Source organism: Protofrankia sp. Cas3, assembly GCF_963555955.1.
Taxonomy (GTDB): Bacteria; Actinomycetota; Actinomycetes; order Frankiales; family Frankiaceae; genus Protofrankia.
Genome location: NZ_CAUVXP010000059.1, coordinates 1 through 18,095 on the forward strand (window position 1 = coordinate 1; position 18,095 = coordinate 18,095).

Annotated in this window: 15 protein-coding genes and 1 tRNA gene; 6 read left to right on the plus strand and 10 right to left on the minus strand. The window is 69.1% G+C overall.

Features of this window, described 5'->3' with window-relative positions; translation table 11 throughout:
- Nucleotides 1-880, minus strand: an 880-nt coding sequence (locus U9983_RS13090) for a DUF3662 and FHA domain-containing protein (protein WP_322754286.1), incomplete at its 3' end; no start/stop codon positions are given.
- Between the two features lie 113 nt (nucleotides 881-993).
- Between U9983_RS13090 and U9983_RS13095 the strand changes: the two genes are divergently transcribed.
- Nucleotides 994-1,076 (plus strand) — tRNA-Leu (locus U9983_RS13095).
- Between the two features lie 311 nt (nucleotides 1,077-1,387).
- Here the strand turns inward: U9983_RS13095 and U9983_RS13100 are convergent.
- The 4 genes from U9983_RS13100 to purS form a co-directional block, all read right to left on the minus strand.
- Nucleotides 1,388-3,817 (minus strand): EAL and GGDEF domain-containing protein, encoded by a 2,430-nt coding sequence (locus tag U9983_RS13100; RefSeq protein ID WP_322754287.1) that lies wholly within the window; start codon nucleotides 3,815-3,817, stop codon nucleotides 1,388-1,390.
- Nucleotides 3,818-4,022: 205 nt separating this feature from the next.
- Nucleotides 4,023-4,772: an HNH endonuclease family protein gene (locus U9983_RS13105; protein WP_322754288.1), complete on the minus strand. Its 750-nt coding sequence runs from the start codon at nucleotides 4,770-4,772 to the stop codon at nucleotides 4,023-4,025.
- A 121-nt stretch (nucleotides 4,773-4,893) separates the two neighbouring features.
- A complete protein-coding gene (locus tag U9983_RS13110) occupies nucleotides 4,894-5,244 on the minus strand; it encodes a rhodanese-like domain-containing protein (RefSeq protein ID WP_322751793.1) in 351 nt (116 codons plus the stop codon).
- A 447-nt stretch (nucleotides 5,245-5,691) separates the two neighbouring features.
- Nucleotides 5,692-5,958, minus strand: a complete 267-nt coding sequence (gene purS / locus U9983_RS13115; protein WP_322754289.1) for a phosphoribosylformylglycinamidine synthase subunit PurS — start codon at nucleotides 5,956-5,958, stop codon at nucleotides 5,692-5,694.
- 132 nt (nucleotides 5,959-6,090) lie between these two features.
- Between purS and larE the strand changes: the two genes are divergently transcribed.
- Entirely contained in the window at nucleotides 6,091-7,002 is a 912-nt protein-coding gene (gene larE, locus U9983_RS13120; RefSeq protein ID WP_322751791.1) for an ATP-dependent sacrificial sulfur transferase LarE, read from the plus strand.
- Between the two features lie 68 nt (nucleotides 7,003-7,070).
- Here larE and U9983_RS13125 read toward each other — a convergent pair whose 3' ends face one another.
- Nucleotides 7,071-7,475 carry a hypothetical protein gene (locus U9983_RS13125; protein WP_322754290.1) on the minus strand — a complete coding sequence of 135 codons (405 nt, stop codon included), beginning with the start codon at nucleotides 7,473-7,475 and terminating at the stop codon, nucleotides 7,071-7,073.
- 308 nt (nucleotides 7,476-7,783) lie between these two features.
- Here U9983_RS13125 and U9983_RS13130 point away from each other — a divergent pair, with 308 nt between their 5' ends.
- Nucleotides 7,784-8,191: a cold shock domain-containing protein gene (locus tag U9983_RS13130; RefSeq protein ID WP_322754291.1), complete on the plus strand. Its 408-nt coding sequence runs from the start codon at nucleotides 7,784-7,786 to the stop codon at nucleotides 8,189-8,191.
- 28 nt (nucleotides 8,192-8,219) lie between these two features.
- On the opposite strand, the gene U9983_RS13135 is transcribed toward U9983_RS13130, so the two are convergent.
- From U9983_RS13135 to U9983_RS13150, 4 genes are all read right to left on the minus strand, one after another.
- Complete coding sequence (locus U9983_RS13135; RefSeq protein WP_322754308.1) at nucleotides 8,220-9,041, minus strand: 1,4-dihydroxy-6-naphthoate synthase; 822 nt, start codon at nucleotides 9,039-9,041, stop codon at nucleotides 8,220-8,222.
- Nucleotides 9,042-9,055: 14 nt separating this feature from the next.
- The gene (mqnB, locus tag U9983_RS13140) at nucleotides 9,056-10,039 is read right to left on the minus strand and encodes a futalosine hydrolase (protein WP_322754292.1); all 984 of its coding nucleotides are present in this window, start codon (nucleotides 10,037-10,039) and stop codon (nucleotides 9,056-9,058) included.
- Between the two features lie 66 nt (nucleotides 10,040-10,105).
- The gene (locus U9983_RS13145; RefSeq protein WP_322754293.1) at nucleotides 10,106-10,567 is read right to left on the minus strand and encodes a hypothetical protein; all 462 of its coding nucleotides are present in this window, start codon (nucleotides 10,565-10,567) and stop codon (nucleotides 10,106-10,108) included.
- Nucleotides 10,568-10,593: 26 nt separating this feature from the next.
- Entirely contained in the window at nucleotides 10,594-12,111 is a 1,518-nt protein-coding gene (locus U9983_RS13150) for an MFS transporter (protein ID WP_322754294.1), read from the minus strand.
- Nucleotides 12,112-12,189: 78 nt separating this feature from the next.
- On the opposite strand from U9983_RS13150, the gene U9983_RS13155 reads away from it, so the two are divergent.
- From U9983_RS13155 to U9983_RS13165, 3 genes are all read left to right on the plus strand, one after another.
- Nucleotides 12,190-13,272: a DUF3027 domain-containing protein gene (locus U9983_RS13155; RefSeq protein WP_322754295.1), complete on the plus strand. Its 1,083-nt coding sequence runs from the start codon at nucleotides 12,190-12,192 to the stop codon at nucleotides 13,270-13,272.
- Nucleotides 13,273-13,352: 80 nt separating this feature from the next.
- Nucleotides 13,353-15,716 (plus strand): phosphoribosylformylglycinamidine synthase subunit PurL, encoded by a 2,364-nt coding sequence (gene purL, locus U9983_RS13160; protein ID WP_322754296.1) that lies wholly within the window; start codon nucleotides 13,353-13,355, stop codon nucleotides 15,714-15,716.
- A 425-nt stretch (nucleotides 15,717-16,141) separates the two neighbouring features.
- Nucleotides 16,142-17,998, plus strand: a complete 1,857-nt coding sequence (locus U9983_RS13165) for a glycoside hydrolase family 15 protein (protein ID WP_322754297.1) — start codon at nucleotides 16,142-16,144, stop codon at nucleotides 17,996-17,998.
- The last annotated feature ends 97 nt before the right edge of the window (nucleotides 17,999-18,095 follow it).

Here is an 18,095-nt window from a genome sequence, read left to right on the forward strand (position 1 = left end):
GGTACGGGTCCGCCGGCCGGTCGTACGGATCGGCCGCCGCGGTGGCCGGCGGGACGGCTGCGGGGGGGTACGGGCCTGGTGGTCCCGCTGGGCTGGCTGGAACACGCCGAGTGGCCCGGTTCGCGTCAACGTCTCGCGGGTCCTCCCGGCGGAAGGCGAGGATTGTTGCGCCCAGTTCGATCTGGTCGCCGTCGACGAGCCGCACCTGGCTGGCCGCGCGGCCGTTGACGATGCTGCCGTTGGTCGAGCCGTGGTCGATGTAGACGAACTGGCCATCCGGCATCCGTCGGACCTCACCGTGCCGGCGGGAAACCCCCGTATCATTGAGACGTATGTCACATTCTACGCTGCGGCCGATGACGGTGGTCTCGCTGTCCAACGGATATTCGCGCTCCTCGCCGGCGGCCCGGCTCTCCGGTCCGGGCTTGATGGAGATCAATAGGCGCGGCGCCCCCGGAGCGTTCGATCGTGGGCGTGGGGGGCCGCGTCGAGCGGCCACAGCGCCGGGGTCGGCTGCGGCAACGCTGCTGCGAATACGGAACACCCCGACATCGAGGTCTTCGGCCTCGGCGAGCCGCACGTTGACGGGACCGACGAACGTGTAGCGCTGCTCGGCGGCATGCTCGCGGACCATCTCGGCCAGCTCGTCGCAGAGCGCCTGAGTGTAAGGGGCGAGTCGGGTGAAATCCCCCACGGCGAGCTCGACGGCGAACTCGTTGGGGACGAGCACGCGGTTGGAACTGACCGCACGCCGGTCGTCGGTCTCCCGGGCCAGCGCACTGGCGATTTCGACCGGTTCGACACCGCCCTTGAAGACCTTGGCGAATGCACCCTCGACGAGGCCTCCCAGGCGGCGTTCGAAGCGCTGTAGCACGCCCATCTCGACCTCCCCTCCTCCAGGCCTTCTCCCGACCCTGAGATCGTATGCTTCCAGCCCCATGCCGCCCACGGCTCGGGCCGCGTGGATCGCGTGATAGCGTGATAGTCGCACTCGGGCGAGTGGCGGAATGGCAGACGCGCACGGTTCAGGTCCGTGTGTCTTAACGGACGTGGGGGTTCAACTCCCCCCTCGCCCACGCTGGTTTGTGTTGGTCGCCGACCTTTGGTCGGCTTTCCGGGGGGCGGGATGTCTGCCCGGGGGGGCGACCTCCCGGACCCCCCGGTGCGGGGCCGGGGCACGCACCTCGCAGCATCGCTCCCCATCCATCGCTGCGCGTGCACGGGTACCCCGGCTCCGTCGGTCGACACCCAACACCTCCGGTGCCTCCCTCCTCCGCCATGCACGCACCCCGGCCCTGCGGCGCCGCGTCCCCTGTTGCCGGTCGCTCTTAGCCGGCATTCCAGGGAGCGGGATGTCTGCCCGCGTCTCTACCACTGCCGGGCACTCTCAGCGGGGCTGATCGGCTTCGGACGCGGGCCAGGTTGGGCCGGTGGTGGGTTGCAAGGCGGGGAGGTGCGGTCCCGGGCGGGCGAGGTGGCACCCCTGAAGGAGATCGCAGCGCAGGGTGCTGAGGGCAGCGAGCTGGGCGGGGGTTTCGATGCCTTCGGCGATGGCGGTGAGGCCGAGGGTGTGGGCCAGGTGGATGACGGCGGTGACGATGGCGTGGTCGGTTGGGTCGTCGGTCATTGTGCTGATGAATCGGCGGTCGATTTTGAGGCCGTCGAGGGGGAGGCGGTGCAGACGGCTGAGGGAGGAGTGGCTGGAGCCGAAGTCGTCGATATAGAGGGTGATGCCCAGGGCGCGTAGGGCATGGAGGGTGGCGGTGACGGCGGCGGTGTCGTGGATGAGCGTGCTTTCAGTGATTTCGAGGCAGAGTTGGTAGCGGTCGTCGGGGTTGGTGGTGTGCAGGAGATGGGTGAGGTCGGGCAGGAAGTCGGGGTCGGTGAGCTGGCGGGCGGAGACGTTGATGGTGATGTGCGGTGGGGGGATGAGGGGCGGTCCGGTCGTCCAGGTGGCGGCGGTGTGGCACGCGGTGTGCAGGGCCCAACGGCCGAGGGGTGTGATCAGCCCGGTGTCTTCGGCGAGGGGGATGAAGATGTCGGGGAGCAGGAGGCCGCGGGTCGGGTGTTGCCAGCGGATGAGGGCTTCGGCGCCGATGGTGTCGCCGGTGGGGTTGAGGATGGGTTGGTAATGGAGGCGGAGTTCGCCGGGGGTGGCCAGGGCGTGGCGGAGGTCGTTTTCGGTGGTGAGGCGGTCGAGGAGGCAGGCGCGCATGGCTTCGTCGAACAGGAGGTGATGGCCGCGGCCTGAGTGTTTGGCGGTGTACATGGCGATGTCGGCGGCGCGCAGGAGGTCGTCGGGGTCGGCGAGTTCGGGGCTGGAGATCGCAATACCGACGCTGGCCGTGACGGTGACAGTGCGGCCGTCGAGCGTGGTGGGTTGGGCGAGGGCCGTGACGACGCGGTCGGCGATGGTCTGGAGGGTGGGGGCGCTGGTGATGTTCCCGCAGAGGATGGCGAATTCGTCGCCGGAGAGACGGGCGACGGTGTCGTGAGGGCGGACGGCGTGTTGGAGCCGGGTCGCGATTGTGCGCAGGAGCTGGTCGCCGGTGTGGTGGCCGAGGGAGTCGTTGACGGTTTTGAAGCCGTCGAGGTCGATGAACAGGATGCCGACGCCGGTGCGGGTGAGGGCGTGATGGAGTCGGTCGAGGAGCGCGGTTCGGTTGGGCAGGCCGGTGAGGCTGTCGTGCCAGGCGTGGAAGCGGGCTTCGCGTTCGACCTGGAAGCGGGCGGCGGCGGCGGCGAGGATGGTGGCGACGGCGTCGATGAATGCGCATTCGCGGGCGGCGAACGGGCTGCTGCGGTGGACGGCGAGAATGGCGGTGGGGTGCTCGGGCGGGCCGATCGGGACGGTGAGTTCGCCGGGGGCGTTGGTGCCGGGTGGGGGTGTTCCGACGTGGACGGCCAGGTGTGGTCCGGTGTGGCCGGGGTGCTGTTCGTGGATGGTGACGCAGTCGGCGTGGAGGTGGTCGGCGATTGCGGTGGCGGAGGCCGTCCACAGGGGGTCGGGTTCGAGGCTGGTCAGTGCGCGGCGGCCGAGGTCGGCGACAATCTGCTGTTCAGCGGCGCGGATTCGTAGTTCTGTCAGAGCTTCTTCGCGTTCGGTGACATCGGTGGCGACGACTGCCACTGATGTCACCGCCCCGTCCGCGCTGAATATCGGCACCATGTGCGTTTCGAAATGGCGGCTGTACGCCTCGATGACACCACAGACGCGCTCGCCGGTCAGCGCACGTCGGGCCATGGGCGTGACGGGCAGGTCCTGGAAGGTTTCGACGATTGTCGATCGTCGATCGGGGTCCACCCGGGCGGCGTTCATCTCGCCGTCGGTGAACACGATGCGACCGTTTGGATCCATCAGGAACAACGCCACGGGGGTGTTGTCCAACAACAGCCGCAGGTGGTGGTGGGCGGTCATCTCCTGGGTGATGTTCTGGAACTGGCTGAGGTAGTACGGCTCCCCGTCCGGACCGTCGCGCAGAAGTATCGCCGTCGCCAGGACGTGCACGGTCGAGCCGTCCGGACGCGCGAAGCGGACCACGCGCTGCCCGCCCGGCCATCCGTCGGCCTGATGCCCCGTCCGCCCGTCGGCCTGCCCACCCGCCGCGGACTGTCGCGTGGTCACCAGCTGGGCAGCCCGGTCCGCCGGATGGAGCAACATGTCCCAGCTCATGGTGAGCAGCTCGCTCTCACTACGTCCCAGGATCCGGCATGTCGCCGCGTTCACCCGCTGCACTCGGCGATCGGTCGTACCGACGGCCAGCATCCCGATGTCCAGGCGGTCGAACAGATCCAGACGCTCTCCCGCCTGCCCCATGCTGTCTCACCACCTGCCTGCGTCCAACGACCCGCAGCCACCTACGTGCAGCCACCTACGTGCAGCCAACCCGGCCGCGCGGGTCGCCCGGAGGCGGGTCGGCTGGGAAGTACTCGCACCCAGCCCCATCTTGGTAACGAACACGTTAATTGTACTTGAATAGTTGCCCGATGTGACGCCTGGGGGTTGACGTGGATGTTCGGGGTCAGCCGGCGGGCCTCCCGCCGAGGGTCGGCTGCGCCCGGCACTTACTGAGCACCTTGGCCATGGCGTCGCGTTCGGCGGGCTCCAGCCACAGGCCGTAGCGGGCTTTCACGCCGATCTGGCGGGCCACGTACTGGCACCGGTATCCCTGATTCGGCGGTAGCCACTGTGCGGCATTATCGTCGCTTTTATTCTGATTCGCCGGACCGTCGACCGCCAGCAGATTCTCCGGGTCGTTCGCGAAACTGATCAGTTTGTCCGATGGCCATGAGGCGGCCCCGGTACGCCAGGAATTGGCCAGCGCGACGACGTGATCGATCTGGACGGCGGCAGCGGCCCGCGTCCTGTTGAAACGGATCGTCCGGTTGGTATAAGGATCTTTGAGCTCGCCGGTCAGGACAATGCACGGGTCTGCCTGCTTGACGGTCACCAGTGTCAGGTCCCGGTGCAGGACGTCGTTCCGTGTGTCACAGCCGTTGCCGTCGACGTCCTGCCAGGGATCGCCGAACGCGTCCCGCCGGTACTGCGGCGAGGTCGTCGCGGCGTGGACCGGTATCGACCCCAACGTCGCGAGGGCACTCCCGGCGGTGACCTGCTCATTTTGTCCGGCGCCCCCGAGCCCGCCGGCGTTGGCGGCCGACGCATCGTTGAGCGAGCCGCAGGCGGCCGCGGCGAAGGTGAGCCCGAGACACAGCGCGAGCCCCACGGCCAGCGCCCGCGCGGTCGACATGGCGGGGTTGTCATGGTTCATGATGTCCAGTGTCGCGCCAGGAGTGCGCTCATCGTCCGATATCCACAGCTGACGATCGGTACGCCGCGGATGCAAAGGCGTGTCCACAACAACGACTGCTGACTTGACCGAAAGGCGCTGGTCAGATCACAGCCGGCGGCTGCGGCGTGGCGTTCTCCATCGGGCGGCCCGCCGCATCCCAGGCGATCATCCCACCGTTGAGGTTGCGGACACGCCAGCCGGCCCGGTGCAGGTAGGCCGTGACCGCGGCCGAACGCTGGCCTGACCGGCAGACAACCACCACGTCCCGTTCGCGCGGCACCTCGTCCAGGCGCTCGAGGAGTTCGCCCATGGGGATGTGGACCGCACCGGTGACATGTCCGGCGTCCCACTCCTCGACCTCGCGGACGTCGAGCAGCAGGATGTCTGCATCCGGCGACAGGTTGACCGGAAGTTGATCAATGGCGACTGAAGGTACTTCGTCCGTGCCCACCCGCCCATCCTGTCACCGGCTCCCGTGATGAGCCGTGGGCCTCGGTGTCGGGTGTCCGTCCGGCGGCCGGCGGCCGGCGTTGGGCCCGGGTAGCTGGGGGCTCGCGTCCCGGGAACAGGCGGCTGTGGTCACCGAAGGGCCTGTGGAGTCCTCGGGGGCGGGCGTCTGGTGGCACCGTCAGGAAGGTGGAATCACTCGATGTCGAGTCGTCAGGCGCCGGTGCGGACGGGCCGTGGATCATCTGCCCGTGGTGCGGCGGAATCGTCCCATTGGCGCATCTGGTGGCCTGCGACGACGAACCTGATGCCTGGGTCGCTGTCTGTGACTCATGTGGACGCCGGGTCGCGTTCGTCTCGCCGGCCGACCCGATGGCTCCCCCCGGATAGCGCCCCCCGGGACGGTGCCCCGATCCACGCCCCTGTTGCCGGGCACTATTGCCGGGCGCTCTTACCGGGGTTGGGCGGCGGGTGCGGGTTCAACCCGGACGACGTAGTCCTCGATCACCGGATTGGCCAGTAGCGAGGCGGCAAGCTGCTCGATCCGGGCGAGGGCGTCGGCATCGGCCTCGCCGTCCACCTCCAGCTCGAACCGCTTGCCCTGGCGCACCCCGACGATGCCGGCCACGCCCAACCGCGGCAATGCGGTGAGCACCGCCTGCCCCTGCGGGTCGAGGATCTCCGGTTTCAGCATCACGTCCACTACGACCCTGGCCATGGCGCAAGACCCTATCCCCAGGCGCCGTCTCAGGAGTCATCCCGACAGCATCGAAACCGGCACCGGGCATGCGTCCGGCGTCGGTGGGTCACTACCCTCGGATTCGTGTCGGCTTCTGTAGCAGGGAGATCCGTGTCGTCGGAACCGGTGCCGGAACTGTCGGCGGGACGGGTGCTGGAACTGTCGTCGGGACGGGTGCCGGAGCCGGTGGGGGTGGATGGCCGGGTCCTGGCCGGTCGCCTTGACGATCTTGCCGTGAGGCTCGCCGAGCTCGGATCCGTACTGGTCGCCTTTTCCGGTGGGGCGGATTCGGCGTTCCTGCTCGCGGCCGCGGTCCGGGCGCTCGGTGTCGACCGGGTTGTGGCCGCTACGGCGATCTCCCCCTCTCTGCCGGGGACGGAGCAGCGGGCGGCCGGCGACTTCGCGGCGGAGCTCGGGGTCCGCCACCTCACGCCGGCCACCAACGAGATGGGACGCGACGGCTACCGGGCCAACGGTCCGGACCGGTGTTACTTCTGCAAGGCGGAGCTCACCGAGACGCTCCGCCCACTCGCGGAGTCCCTCGGGCTCGCCCATGTGGTGACCGGCACGAACGCGGATGACGCGGTGGCTGGCTTCCGACCGGGTATCGGCGCGGCGGCCGCCCGGGGGGCACGGACCCCGCTGTTGGACGCTGGTCTGACCAAGGCCCAGGTCCGCGAAGCGTCCCGGTGGTGGGGGTTGTCGACCTGGGACAAACCGGCTGCGGCGTGTCTGGCAAGCCGCGTCGCCTATGGGATCACGGTGTCACCGGCACGTCTTGCTCGCGTCGAACGGGCCGAGGCGGCGTTGCGGGCGGCAGTGCACACAGCCGGGTTGGGCGTGCGCAACCTGCGGGTACGTGACCTTGGCACGGTGGCGATGGTCGAGGTGGACGCCACTCGTGTGCGGGCCCTGGCCGCGCGCCCGGAGCTGCTGGCGGTGATCGAGGGTTTCGACCGGGTGGAGGTCGACCCCCGCGGCTTCCGATCCGGCTCGATGAATGAGCTGCTACCGCGTTCCTAGCGGGCCAAAGGGCGCGCGACGATCGTCAGATCGCGCGCCCGGAGGCCGCACTCTCCGGAGCACTGACATCACGACGTGCCGCTGGGGGTCGGGTCGGTCGACTCCGTCCTGCGCGCCGGCTCTGTGTCGTCCGGTCCTGCGCTGTCCGGTCCAGCGTCGTTGTCCGGTCCGGCGTCGTCGTCCGGTCCGGTGTCGTCCGGTCCGGTGTCGTCGTCCGGTTCTGTCTCGTCGACCGGAGCAGGGGAGAGCACCGCGGCCACGATTGCGATGAGCGCGACGCCGAAGCCGATCGTCAACCCACCGGCCGCGAGCACGTTCAGCCAGGTGGGCTGCTCGGTGACACCGAAGAAGAACGGGACGATAATGATCACGGTGGCGACGAGGCCGATCGCGAAGACGCCGACCCCCAGCCGGACGAGCACGTCGACCAGTCGCCCTCGGGTGTTCCCGGGGAGCTCCCGCGGTACAGCCACCGATGATTGTGGCGCCGTGAGCCGATCAGGCCGATGGGGTTGTTGGGCAGCCACAGCCACCAGCCTACGGATCGCCGGGCGATCCGAGGTCGGCGGATGGCCAAAGGGCGTGCGATCGTGGTTTCTTCGCGCACTCGGAGGCCTTGAGCGAGCCCGCGATGGTTCCAGCGCCCGTGATCATCCACGATCGGCTGTGAGCGGCCACGAATAGGCACGGATGACCTCTCGCCGCCGTGTCCCCGGATAGCCTTGGAGACCTCGGCATCTCACTGGACAGTCTCCCTTCGCCACGCAGAACGAGGTCTCCTGTGCCCACCGGCAGAGTCAAGTGGTTCGACGTCGACAAGGGCTTCGGCTTCCTCAGCCGTGATGACGGCGGCGACGTGTTCGTCCACAAGGGTGCGCTACCGCCAGGGGTGGAGAAGCTCAAGCCGGGGGATCGGGTCGAGTTCGGTGTTGCCGCGGGTCGCAAGGGCGATCAGGCGTTGTCGGTGCGGGTGCTCGCGGCTCCGCCGTCGGTGGCCAAGAGCGCGGCGCACGCGGCCCGGCGCAGCCCCGACGAGCTGCACAGCATGATCGAAGATATGATCAAACTCTTGGACGAGGTACAGAACTCACTGCGTCGGGGGCGCCATCCAGATCGCCGGACAGCAGAGACGGTGGCCAAGGTCGTCCACGCGGTCGCCGACGAACTGGAGACATCAGGGCCTGGCTGATCGGCGTGCGGTCATGGTCGGCGTGCGGTCATGGTCGGAGAGCGGGCATCGGCGGGACGAGGCCGGCGGCGCCCGCCCGTCCCAGCAGCACCTCGACAGCCTCGTATCCTTCGTCGCCGAGCGATAGCGTGTAATCGTTCACATACAGCCCGATATGAGCGTTCACGACGTCGGCGTCCAGCTCCTGGGCGTGGTCCAGCACATAGGCGCGCGATGCCCGCGGGTCGGCCAGAGCTGCCGCGACGCTCGCCCGCACCATGGCGCAGAGCGCGGCGCCGTCGAGCCCACGCCGGCCGACGATCGCCCCCAGCGGAATGGGCAGGCCGGTCTCGGACTCCCACCAGTCGCCCAGGTCCGCCATCAGCGTGAGCCCGTAGGACGGGTAGGTGAACCGCGACTCATGGATGACCAGGCCGGCGTCGTATCGCCCGTCCCGTACCGCCGGCATGATTTTTTCGAAGGGCAGGACGTCGATGTCGCCGACCCCATGTCCCAGCGCCCACAGCCGGAACAACAGGTAGGCGGTTGTGCGCATCCCCGGTATCGCGATGCGTGCGCCCGCCAGGTCGTCCCGGCCGCCGCCGGCGGTGAGCACGAGCGGTCCGCAGCCACGTCCCAGGGCACTGCCGGCGGACAGCAGTTGGTAGGAGTCCAGCAGCCACGGCAGCGCGGCGTAGGAGATCTTCACCAGATCGTCGAGGCCGGCGGCGGCGCGGGAGTTCAGCACATCGATGTCCGCGAAGGTCACCGTGACCCGCGGTGCGTCCGCAACGAGCCCGTGGGCCAGCGCGTGGAAGGCGAACGTGTCGTTCGGGCACGGCGAGATCGCCAGCGAGAGCGGGGACGGCATCGCTGACCGCGATGTCACGGCGTGCCGACCCCGGGAGCAGGCTTGACCGGTTCGGTGCGGCCGGTCCCGGTGCGGCTGGGCGTGGTGCTGCCTGGCGAGGCGGGCAGCACGGTGGTGAGCGTGTCGATCCCGGCGGCGATCCCGGCGGCGGCCGCGCTCAGCCCGGCGAGTGCTCCCGGCACGTCCCAGCTCGACCGCTCACGGCGACCGACCGCGTTACTGACCGCGCGGACCTCGGCGAAAGGCGTGTCGAACGCGGTGGCTGCGACACCGACCGCGTAGCCTTCCATGGCTTCGGCGGCCGGGTCGAACCGCAGCGCCATCGCTGCGGCCCGATGGTCGGTCCCGGTGATTGTGGACACGCTGAGGATGGGCCCGATCCTGATTGTCCGTCCGGTGCCGGCGAGAAGGTCGACGAGTAGCTGCACCACGTTCGCACGTGGGAACAGCGTGGACGGCCCGAGCCCGAGCTCGTCCAAACCCAGGAACCCGCCGGTTCCGTCGCCGGCCTCCGATGTCGATCCGGCACCGGATCCGGCACCGGAGGCCGGTCCGGCGGGCGACGACCCCGGTGCGGGTTTACCCGAGGAGGCGTCGAGGCCGGACTCGGCACCGAGATCCGCGGCGATCAGTGCGTCCGCGACGACCAGGTCACCGATGCCGGCACGGTCGGTGAAACCGCCCGCGATGCCGAGGGAGATGACCAGGTCGAACGGCTCGCCCGCGGCGCGAGCGGTCGCCAGAGCGGTCGCGGTACCCGCCGCCGCCGCCGGACCGGCCGCTCCCGCGGCCAGGACGGTCACCGACCCGGACCGGCGTCCCAGGTAAGGGCCGAGTCGGACCGCGGTCAGCAGCTGGCGGTCCCACGACGGCACCGGGCCGCCGCGCGACGGTCCCGTGGTGGCGGGCGCGGTCCACGGCTGCCACATACCCATCATTCCGGCGCAGACGGCGTCAGCCTCCGGGTTGACCGCCGTGACCAGCAGGACCCGGTTCACGTGGACCTCGATACGGGAACAGGAGCGACCGGGCGCATCTCGACCATGAAATTGTCGACCATGAACCTATGGCTGGACGACGAGACGGAACTTCCAGCTTCCAGACGCCGGGCCGGAATCACTGCGCGGCACCTGGAAGATGGTCAGGGGCAGCTCGCCGGCTCGTCCCGGCGTGGTCAGGTGGTAGTGCTGGTCCTTTATGGTGTCGGAAATTTGGACCTCGTTGGACTGGGCGTCGACGGATGTCAAGAAGTATCCGCGGTCGGCAACCGACTTCGGAACGTCGATGTTGATGATCTCTCCGGGGGCGGCGTGCAGCGCCGGGATCTGGTCGCCGGCGCCCTTGACCACCGTGCCGTCGCGGTCGTAGCTGGCGGCCTGCGCCTGCACGAAGCTTCGACCGGCCTGCATGGTCACCAGCGGCGTCGGTTGGTCGCAGCCGGCGAGTACCCCGACGAGCGCGCCGAGGACAGGGAGCACAGCCAGGCGTTGCCACCGGATGCGGGAGAGTAGCCGAGATACGGACACGGTCGGAGGTTATCGTTCAGGGCCGCTCAGATGCCGCCCGGATCGCGATCCGGGGGGTGGGTTCTCGGTCTCAGCAGGCCGGGCCGCGTCCCACGATCCGGGAGGACCGCGGTTTTCTGGAGCACCGCCGTGTCCGGTAGCACCGCCGTTTTCTGGAGCACTGCGGTGTCCGGTAGCACCGCCGTTTCCGGGCGGATCGCCGGGTGCCCGAGCGCGAGGGTTCCCCCGGCGCCCGGCTCGGCCCAGGCCGCGGCCTCCGGTCGCCCTCGACGGACGCGGGCCGCTGCCCGTGACCGGTGCAGTGCCCTGGTCTCCACGAACATCGTGAACAGCACCGCCGCGGACGCCACGGCGAAGCCGAGCGTCCCCGGCATCTCGATCAGGCCGATCCCGGCGCCGGCAACCCATGCGAGCTGAATCGCGGTTTCTGAGCGGGCGAACGCGGAGTTCCGGGTGTCCTCGGCGATGTCCCGTTGGAGGATCGCGTCCAGACCGAGCTTCCCCATCGCACCGGCCATCGTCACCAGCAGGGCCGCCAGCAGCGATGTGAGCCTTGTGTAGTCGACGGCGGCGCCGAGGCAGCCCCCTGATGCCATCAGCAGTGACAGCATCAGCAGCGCCTCAGGCCGCCGGCGGCCCAGCCGCCCGCCGATGAAGACACCCAGGCCGCTGCCCACACCCGCACAGATCGCCAGCGCACCGAGCCAGAGTTTGGTGTCGTGGCTCGTCCGCAGCAGAAACGCCAGATAGAAGGTGAGGAATCCGACCAGGCCGCGCAGCACCAGGGAGGCGCGAAGCGCGACCGGCAGCCCGCCCATGGCGCGCAGCAGACGGCCGGCCATGTCCCGGTGGTTGACGATGGCCCCTAGTACGAAGGCGCGTTTTTCACCTGCGGCGGAGTCGACGTGTTTGGGTAGGTTGAACGCCAGCAGGACGCCTGTCATGTAGACGATTGCGCAGGCCCGCAGCACCCACGGGTAGCCGACGTAGGGAATCTTGGCGATGGCCAGGCCGACCGGGGCGATCGCGGATCCCGCTGCGATGTTCACCAACGAGATTCGGGAATTGATCTTTACGAGGGACAGATTCTGGGGTGTGACGCGCGGGATGACCGCGCTGCGGGCCACTCCGAACGCCCGCGACAGCATGAGCAGGCCGAGCGCGAGGGGAAAGACGGCCACACCGTGGTTGAGGGAGCCGGCGAGCTGCCAGGCAAGCATGCCGCGGGCCAGGCAGATTGCGGCCAGCGCGGTACGGCGACCATGGGCGAACCGGTCCAGGACCGGGCCGATCACCGGTGCCAGCAGGGCGAACGGCACCATGGTGATCAACAGGTACATGGCGACCTTCGACCGGGCCTCGCTCGTCGGCACCGCGAAGAAGAGCGATCCGGCCAGCGTCACGGTCACCAGCGCGTCGCCCGCCGCGTTGACGAAGGAAAGCTCGGTGAGGGCCGCGAGCCCCGACTGCTCGGCACCACCTCTGCGGCCGGACGCGCGCAGCCTGCGGATCCCTTTGGCGACACCACTGCCCACGTTCACCATCCTGAGTGTCCCCTCTCCCCAGGAGGGCCACCGCGACCACGCAGCACAGTTCCGGAACCTGTAGGCGACAATACGTGCGTGGAGGCTCAGGATGTGCAGCTTGACCCGGCGGTAGTGCCAACATCGTCCGACTCTGGATCGTCCAACCAGGAAACGTCGAGCTCGGAAACGACCATCTCGGACGGGAGTGCGCCCGGTCCCCCGGCGTCCGAGTCTGCGACCCGGACGACCCGGACCGCCCGCTCACCCGCGTCGAAGGCGCCCCGGACACCCCGAACACCGGGAACACCACGGGCGCCGCGTGCGGCCAAGGGGCCCAAGCCGCCCGCGCTGGACACCGCGTGTGCCGCAGCCGTCGAGGAGGCCCGGGCGGCCGCGGCCACCGAGGCCGATGATCCGGGCCTTGTCGGCGAGCACCTCGGCGTCGAGGCCGAGGACGAACGCCTTGTGCTGCACCGCTTCGCGTGTACGGCGCGCGCCTATCCCGGTTGGGTGTGGACGGTGGTCGTGAGCCGCGCATCGCGGTTGCGGAAGGTCACCGTGGATGATGTCGTGCTGTTGCCCGGCGACGGCGCCATGACCGCTCCACAGTGGGTGCCGTGGTCCCAGCGGCTGCGCCCGGGCGACGTCGGAGTCGGAGACCTGCTGCCGACCGCCGTGGACGATCCGCGCCTCACCCTGCGTCTTGGTGATGTCGAGGAGTTCGTCGACACCGATGCCTGGCATGAGCTCGGGTTCGGTCGTCCCCGGCTGCTGTCCGTGGAGGGACGTGACGAAGCTGCGACCCGTTGGTATGCGGGCGACTCCGGTCCGGAGGCGTCGATTGCCCGGGTCGCTCCCGCGACCTGTCAGACATGTGGCTTTCACGTGCGTCTGGCCGGGATCCTCGGCCGCCTGTTCGGGGTGTGTGCGAACGAGATGGCCCCGGACGACGCTCGGGTGACTACTTTCGATCATGGTTGTGGCGCCCACTCGGAGGCGATGGTCGCTCCCTCCGCGCATCCCGAGGCAGTTGTATACGACGACGATCCGTCCGACCTGGAATCGTCCGACCTGGAATTCGTCAGCATATCGGCGCACCCGCCTGGCTCGGTTCCAGACGACGGCGCCGACGCACTCGCCGGTGACGCGGCAGGCCCGGAGCCTTACGGCCACTCCTGACGGCCGGTTGGATCGCCACGGTGGGGTCGCCGTCGTCGGGTTGTCGAGGCCGGGTTGTCGAGACCGAAACGTCCGGGAAGATGGATGACGTGACCGGCACACCGACCGTACCCACTGCCCCGTCCGCGCCCGACGCCGCCGGACCCCATGCCGCCCAGCCAGACGCCGCCCAGCCAGACGCCGCCCAGCCAGACGCCGCCCAGCCAGACGCCGCCCAGCCCCACAGGGAACTCGGTCTCACCGACGACGAGTACGCCCGGATCATCTCCACCCTCGGTCGGTTGCCGTCCGATGCCGAGCTTGCCATGTACTCGGTGATGTGGAGTGAACACTGTTCGTATAAGTCGTCCAAGGTGCACCTACGGCGGTTCCGTGACATACCGGCCGGTGGGCGCATGCTCGTCGGGATGGGCGAGAACGCCGGGGTGGTTGCTGTCGGTGAGGGCCTCGCCGTCACATTCAAGATCGAATCACATAATCACCCGAGTTTCGTCGAGCCCTACCAGGGTGCGGCGACCGGCGTCGGCGGGATTGTCCGCGACATCCTGACTATGGGCGCCCGGCCGATCGCCGTCCTGGACCCGCTCCGGTTCGGCGATGCCGACGCACCCGACACGGCGCGGATGCTGCCCGGGGTGGTCGCGGGCATCGGCGGCTACGGCAACTGCCTGGGCCTGCCGACGATCGGCGGGGAAGTCGTCTTCGATCCGTCGTATCTGGGGAACCCGCTGGTCAACGCCTTGTGCGTGGGGGTGATGCCGGTCGGACGGGTACAGACTTCGGCTGCGACCGGAGTCGGCAACGCGGTCGTCCTGCTCGGTGCGAAGACCGGCCGGGACGGCATCGGCGGGGTGTCGGTGCTGGCGTCGGCGACCTTCGACGAGGGTGGCGGACCGGCGCGCCGACCAGCGGTGCAGGTCGGCGACCCGTTCACCGAGAAGATTCTCATCGAATCCTGCCTGGAGCTGTTCGAGCGCGGACTTGTCGTCGCCATCCAGGACCTCGGCGGCGCGGGGCTGACCTGTGCGCTGACCGAGACGACCGCCGCAGGCCTGGCCACCGGTGGCCCCGGTGGGATGACGGTCGACCTCGACCTCGTCCCGCTGCGGGAGGCCTCGATGGTGCCGCACGAGATCCTGGCGAGCGAGTCCCAGGAGCGGATGCTCGCGATCGTCACGCCGGACGCAGTGCCCCAGGTGCTCGCGGTCGCCGAACGCTGGGGCGTGCTGGCCACCCGGATTGGAACGGTCACCGACAGCGGTCGTCTTGTCATCCGGTGGCATGGTGAGGTCGTCGTCGACGTGCCGCCCGGCTCGCTCGCCGACGACGGGCCGGTGTACGACCGGCCGATGCGCAGGCCTGCGGACCTGGACGGGCTGCGGGCCGACGACCCGGCGGCGTTGCCGCGCCCGACCAGCGGCGACGACCTGCGCGCAACGTTGCTGACCATGATCGCCTCGCCGAATCTGTGTTCGAAAGCGTGGGTGACCGACCAGTACGACCGGTATGTGCAGGCCAACACCGTGCTCGCACAGCCCGAGGATGCCGGCGTGGTCAGGCTCTCCGACGAGACCGGCCTCGGCATCGCGCTGGCGACAGATGGTAACGGTCGGTATGCCAGGCTCGACCCGTTCGCAGGTGCGCAGCTCGCACTCGCCGAAGCATGCCGCAATGTGGCCGCGACCGGGGCCGTGCCGATCGCCGTCACGAACTGCCTGAACTTCGGTTCGCCCGAGGATCCGGAGGTCATGTGGCAGTTTGCCGAGACGACCCGGGGGCTCGCGGACGCCTGCCGCCAGCTCGGCCTGCCTGTGACCGGCGGTAACGTATCTTTCTACAACCAGACCGGATCGATGCCGATCAACCCGACTCCGGTGGTCGGTGTCCTGGGCCTCTTCGACGATGTGGCGCGGCGCGTCGCGATCGGCTTCACCGATGACGGTGACTCGCTGTTGTTGCTCGGCGAGACCCGCCCGGAGTTCGGCGGGTCCGAGTGGGCGTGGGTGGCGCATCGGCACCTGGGCGGGCAGCCGCCCGTGGTCGACCTCGCCGCGGAGAAGCTGCTCGCCCAGATCCTGGTTTCGGGTTCCCGCGACGGCATGCTGACCGCGGCGCACGACCTGTCCGACGGCGGCCTGGCATCGGCACTGGTCGAGTCCTGCCTGCGTGGTGGGCGTGGCGCCCGCATCGTTTTCCCCCGCGATGCGGACGTGTTCACCGAGCTGTTCAGCGAGTCGGCGGGTCGGGCGGTGGTGGCCGTCTCCCGATCGGAGGAGCTGCGGTTCACCGACATGTGCGGTGCCCGCGGACTGCCGTGCCGGCGTATCGGTGTGGTGGACGGCGACATCATCGACGTCCAGGACGCCTTTGCCGTCAGCCTCGACGAACTGCGGGTCGCCCACTCGTCCACCCTGCCCGGTATCTTCGGCGCCGCAACCACCTGAGTTCGTGTCTCGATCTGCCGATCTCAGTCCGGACCGATACCAATCACCCCCGCCCGTGGGTGATCCGTCACGCTCGGACGGTTTGGACGCCTGACCGTCGGGCAGCCCAGTTTCTGACGATGGATATCCCGGTCGCCGGGGCTGGCAGTTCACGCGAGGCAGGTCGCTGCGCCAGCCGTGGGCGCTTGCGCGCAGGACGACGTATCGACGTATCGACGTATCGACGTATCGACGTATCGACCAACCGACCGGTTCTCCTTGAATCGACATCGCCCGATCGGGCTGCTTCACCGCGGGGAGACGGCTGGCTGCGTGCCCGACCACCGGCCCACGATGGGCGTCCACGCCGGACACCACAAGCCGCGAGGCGGCAGAAACCGCTGCCGAGCAGGGAACCGCTGCCGAGCAGAACCATAGGGGGAGAGATGGACTATCCGCAGATTTCTGACCACGGGTTGATCGGGGATCTCCAGACCGCGGCGCTGGTGACGAAGGACGGCGAGATCGACTGGTTCTGCGCGCCCCGGTTCGATTCGCCGAGTATCTTCGCATCCCTGCTGGACCGGGAACGCGGCGGCCACTTCACGATTGCGCCGACGGAGTCGGGCTATGTGTCGCGGCAGTTGTACCTGCCCGACACCGCGGTTCTTATCACCCGCTTCCTGACGGCCGGCGGCGTGGGTGAACTCCTGGACTTCATGCCCATCGCGGACACGACCCGGCCCACCGACCGGCACCGGTTGGTCCGGGTCCTGCGGGTCGTGCGGGGGGAGATGCGTTTCGCGGTCGAGTTCACGCCACGTTTCGACTACGGCCGCGCCAGCCACACCGTGGAGGTGACCGGCGACGGTGCGATCTTCCGCGCCGGGGACCAGCGCATCACCCTGCACCCGGCCAGGACCGTCAGCTGGGACGGGGCGGAACGGATCACCGATCCGCGCGGTGACGGCATCCGCGGCACGGCGACGCTGAAGGCCGGCCAGGTCGGGGCCGTGATGATGGAGACCGGGGACGGCGACCCGCCGCACCGGCTCGCCCGGGACGAGATCATCTCCCTGCTCGACGACACGGTGCGGTACTGGCGGCGCTGGCTGGCCCGGTCGACCTACACCGGCCGGTGGCGCGAGCAGGTCCGCCGCTCGGCGATGACGCTGAAGCTCATGACCTACGCCCCCAGCGGTGCGGTGGTGGCAGCGCCCACCGCCGGGCTGCCCGAACAGATCGGCGGCGAGCGCAACTGGGACTACCGGTTCACCTGGATCCGCGACGCGTCGTTCTCGGTGTACGCGCTGTTGGGACTGGGCTACGTCGAGGAGGCACGCAGCTTTGTCGGGTGGCTGGCCAACCGGATCGAGGAGCAGGCCGGTGACACCTCCGGACCCTTGAAGATCATGTACCGGGTGGACGGGTCGTCCGACCTGAGTGAGGAGACCCTCGACCACTTCGAGGGTTACATGGGCTCGGCGCCGGTGCGGATCGGCAACGGCGCGTCCGACCAGCTCCAGCTCGACATCTACGGCGAGGCGATGGACTCGATCTACTTCGCGGACCGTCACGGTGTCGCCCTCGGCCACGCCCGGTGGAACCGCGTGGTCGACATGCTGGACTGGCTGTGCGACCACTGGGACTCCCCCGAGGAAGGCATCTGGGAAACCCGCGGCGGCCGGCAGAACTTCACCTACGGCCGGATCAACTCCTGGGCCGCCTTCGACCGCGCCATCCGGCTCGCGGCCGAGCGGGCCCGGCCGGGCAAGCTCCAGCGGTGGGCCACCGAACGTGACCGCGTCTACCGCCAGGTCATGGACCGGGGCTGGAACGACAAGCGGCAGGCCTTCGTCCAGCACTATGACACCGACGTGCTGGACGCCTCCCTGCTGCGCATGGTCCAGGTCGGTTTCGTCGTCCCCGACGACCCGATGTGGTTGTCCACCTTGAACGCGATGGACTCCGAACTGGTTTCTGACAGCCTGGTCTACCGGTACAACCCGGAAGCATCCCCGGACGGGCTCCGCGGTTCGGAGGGCACCTTCTCTCTGTGCACGTTCTGGTACGTCGACGCGTTGGCCCGATCGGGCCGGCTGGAGGAGGCCGGGCTCATCTTCGAGAAGATGCACACCTATGCCAATCCGCTGGGTCTGTATTCCGAGGAGATCGGCCTGACCGGCGAGCAGCTCGGTAACTTCCCGCAGGCCTTCACGCACCTCGCGCTGATCAACGCCGCGGTCAACCTCAACCGGCAACTCGACGCCTCCTACACCTCCGACGCCCAGATTCGGGACTGACCGTTCGGGACCAGCGGTGTTCCGGGGGATCCCAGCCGGGTACCGGATCCCCCGGGGATGACGGCTGTCGGCCGTAGGTGGAAACTGCCGTTCCCGT

What these genes read in the sequence shown, in the direction of transcription:
- U9983_RS13100 (WP_322754287.1), bottom strand. Translation starts at nt 3,817, where the DNA reads ATGGGGCAGGCGGGAGAGCGTCTGGATCTGTTCGACCGCCTGGACATC.
- U9983_RS13105 (WP_322754288.1), bottom strand. Translation starts at nt 4,772, where the DNA reads ATGAACCATGACAACCCCGCCATGTCGACCGCGCGGGCGCTGGCCGTG.
- U9983_RS13150 (WP_322754294.1), bottom strand. Translation starts at nt 12,111, where the DNA reads ATGGTGAACGTGGGCAGTGGTGTCGCCAAAGGGATCCGCAGGCTGCGC.
- U9983_RS13165 (WP_322754297.1), top strand. Translation starts at nt 16,142, where the DNA reads ATGGACTATCCGCAGATTTCTGACCACGGGTTGATCGGGGATCTCCAG.
- U9983_RS13135 (WP_322754308.1), bottom strand. Translation starts at nt 9,041, where the DNA reads ATGCCGTCCCCGCTCTCGCTGGCGATCTCGCCGTGCCCGAACGACACG.
- purL (WP_322754296.1), top strand. Translation starts at nt 13,353, where the DNA reads ATGGATGACGTGACCGGCACACCGACCGTACCCACTGCCCCGTCCGCG.
- purS (WP_322754289.1), bottom strand. Translation starts at nt 5,958, where the DNA reads ATGGCCAGGGTCGTAGTGGACGTGATGCTGAAACCGGAGATCCTCGAC.